At 72.4% G+C, this 2576-nt stretch carries 3 protein-coding genes; all 3 read left to right on the top strand.

Annotated features, from left to right (window positions below):
- Positions 1-1078: NlpC/P60 family protein (locus tag G6022_RS16645; RefSeq protein ID WP_187701400.1), on the top strand; the 1078-nt coding region annotated here is incomplete at its 5' end.
- Positions 1079-1249: 171 nt separating this feature from the next.
- Complete coding sequence (locus G6022_RS16300; protein WP_346034539.1) at positions 1250-2314, top strand: MoxR family ATPase; 1065 nt, start codon at positions 1250-1252, stop codon at positions 2312-2314.
- On the top strand, positions 2311-2576 hold a 266-nt coding region (locus G6022_RS16295; RefSeq protein ID WP_182692034.1), incomplete at its 3' end, for a DUF58 domain-containing protein. The genes G6022_RS16300 and G6022_RS16295, both read left to right, overlap by 4 nt.

The raw sequence follows: 2576 nt of genomic DNA, 5'->3' as shown, positions 1-2576 counted from the left end.
CGGGCGTCGCCAGGAGTTCCTCCAGCGCGCCGCCGCGGACCAGCGGCACGTCGTGGGGGACATGGTCGCAGCGGTCGACGAGGCGACCCGGCGCGAGTCCGACGCCGCGCTCGCCCGGACGGACGCGGAACAGCGGTTCGCGGACGCCTCGTCCCGGCGGGACGCGGCCGAATCCGAGGTGGCGACCGTCTACGCCGACGTCACCTCGCTGGAGGCCGAGGTCGCGGAGTTGACGAGCGCGCTCGAGCAGAACCGCAGTGCGTTGGCCGAGTCGGGGGCCACTCCCGCGGGACCGCAGAACGCGGACCCGTACGCGGTCGACCAGGACGCCGTACGGGACGAGGCCTTCCGCGCACTCGCCGGGGATCCACGGGCCGGGGAACAGGCCGCGGACATCGCCTCCGCCCTCCCGGGCCACCTCGACCTGGGCGCGGTCCGCCAGTTCGCCGGGGGGTCCTCGGACGGGGCGGCGCGGGCCGTCGGTGGTGCGATCGACGCCGGCAGCGTCGGCGCCGCGATCGACGCGGGGATCAACGGGGACACCGAGGCGATCATCCAGCAGGTCGCCGACGCGATCGGACGGGCTGACTTCGGGTCGATCCAACAAGGCCCTGCCGCGCCCGCACCCGCACCCGGTCAGGGCGGCGGCAACTCGGGGACTCCGTCGAGTTCGGCCCAGGTGGAGACCGTCGTCAACCGGGCGCTGTCCCAGCTCGGCGTCCCCTACGCCTGGGGCGGCGGCGACGCCAGGGGACCGACGCGGGGCATCCGGGACGGCGGCGTCGCGGACAGCCACGGTGACTACAACAAGATCGGTTTCGACTGCTCCGGACTGATGATCTACGCGTTCGCCGGAATCGGTAAGGCACTGCCGCACTTCACCGGGTACCAGTACACCGCCGGCCCGCAGTACCCGGTGGCCACCCGTAAGCGTGGCGACATGCTCTTCTGGCCCGGCCACGTGGCGTTGTACCTCGGAGACGGCAGGATGGTGGAGGCCCCGCAGTCCGGTGACGTCGTCAAGATCTCGCCGGTCCGGATGGCCGGGATCTCACCCATGGTCGTCCGGTTGACCTGACGCAGTCGCGCCGACCCACAGCGCCGGACCCACCGTGCCGGACCCACCGTGCCCGGCCCGACCACTGGTCGGGCCGGGCACCGCCGTACACCGGTACTGTCGTCCACAGTCCGTCCTGAGGGTCCGGCCCCAGGGCCACCGACCCCCCACCTCGCGAAGGAGCCCTCCGCGGTGAGCGATCCCCACACCGACCACTCGCCCGACCCGGGCTCACGCCCCGCGGTCTCCGCGTCCTCCGCGGCCTCGGACGCCAGGCTGCTGGAGCAGGCGGTGTACGAGGTCAAGAAGGTCGTGGTGGGCCAGGACCGGCTCATCGAGATGATCCTGGTGGGTCTGCTCTCGCGCGGTCACATCCTCCTCGAGGGCGTGCCGGGTGTCGCCAAGACGCTCACCGTGGAGACGTTCGCCACCGTCGTGGGGGGCAGCTTCCGTCGCCTCCAGTTCACCCCGGACCTGGTTCCGGCGGACATCGTCGGCACCCGGATCTACCGGCAGGGCCGCGAGGAGTTCGAGGTCGAACTCGGTCCCATCCTCGCGAACTTCGTGCTGGCCGACGAGATCAACCGCGCGCCGGCCAAGGTCCAGTCGGCGCTGCTCGAGGTGATGGCGGAGGGGCACGTCTCGATCGGCGGCCAGACCTTCCCGATGCCGACACCGTTCCTGGTGATGGCCACCCAGAACCCCATCGAGAGCGAGGGCGTGTACCAGCTCCCGGAGGCCCAGCGGGACCGGTTCCTGTTCAAGCTCGTCGTGGACTACCCGAGCCCCGAGGAGGAACGGGAGATCGTCTACCGGATGGGGACACGTCCGCCGGAGCCGTCCCGCGTCCTCGGGGTCGACGCGTTGATCCGGCTGCAGGACGCTGTCCGGGAGGTCTTCGTCCACCACGCGCTGGTCGACTACGTGGTCAGGGTCACCGTCGCCACCCGCGAACCCGAGAGGCACGGCCTCGAGGACGTGGCCAGGTGGCTCGCGTACGGCGCGTCCCCCCGGGCCACCCTGGGTGCCGTCACCGCGGCCCGAGCGCTGGCCCTCGTCCGGGGTCGCGACTACGTGGTGCCCCAGGACGTCGTCGACGTGCTCCCCGCCGTGCTCCGCCACCGACTCGTCCTCACCTACGACGCGTTGGCGGACGAGATCACCGCGGACACCGTCGTGCGCCGCGTTCTCGAGGCCGTCCCGCTCCCACAGATCAGCGCGGTTCCCGCACAGCCCGGCCCGCCGTCCTCGCGGTGACCCACGCGGACGAGGGGACCCGCGACGACCCGGTCGCGGCGGCGTCCCGCGCCGCCCTGACGCAGTTGGAGCTCCTCGTCACCCGCCGTCTGGACGGGGTGCTCAACGGCGACCACCGGGGTCTGCTGCCCGGGCCCGGAACCGAACCCGGCGAGGCCCGCGCCTACGAACCCGGTGACGACGTCCGGACCATGGACTGGTCCGTGACGGCGAGGACCACCGTGCCGCACATCCGCCAGACCATCGCCGACCGGGAACTGGA

The organism is Dietzia sp. Cai40, assembly GCF_014145165.1.
Taxonomy (GTDB): Bacteria; Actinomycetota; Actinomycetes; order Mycobacteriales; family Mycobacteriaceae; genus Dietzia; species Dietzia natronolimnaea.
This window is presented reverse-complemented; position numbering and strand designations above follow the sequence as displayed.